The 398-nt window shown below is 67.1% G+C and carries 1 protein-coding gene; it reads left to right on the forward strand.

Annotated features, from left to right (window positions below; translation table 11 throughout):
* Nucleotides 1–398 (forward strand): PhoH family protein (locus RM780_RS27730; protein ID WP_311633652.1); only part of this gene is annotated, 398 nt, incomplete at both ends.

Below are 398 nucleotides of genomic sequence, written 5' to 3' on the forward strand. Positions count from 1 at the left end.
GCTGTATGCGGTCGGCGGACAGGATCTCGGCTACCTGCCGGGCAGTGAGAGCGAGAAGATGGGTCCGTGGGCCCAGGCCGTCTTCGACACCCTCGAAGGGTTGGCCAGCCCGGCGGTACTGGAAGAGGTACTCGCCCGCGGAATGCTGGAAGTGCTTCCGCTGACCCATATTCGGGGCCGGTCCCTGCACGACTCGTTCGTCATCGTCGATGAGGCGCAGTCGCTGGAACGCAATGTGTTGCTGACCGTGCTGTCACGGCTCGGCGCGGGTTCGCGGGTGGTGCTGACCCACGACGTGGCCCAGCGCGACAACCTGCGGGTGGGCCGCCACGACGGCGTCGCGGCGGTGATCGAGAAGCTCAAGGGCCACCCCTTGTTCGCCCACATCACGCTGCAGC

Source organism: Streptomyces boetiae, from assembly GCF_031845405.1.
In the GTDB taxonomy this organism is placed as follows: domain Bacteria; phylum Actinomycetota; class Actinomycetes; order Streptomycetales; family Streptomycetaceae; genus Streptomyces; species Streptomyces boetiae.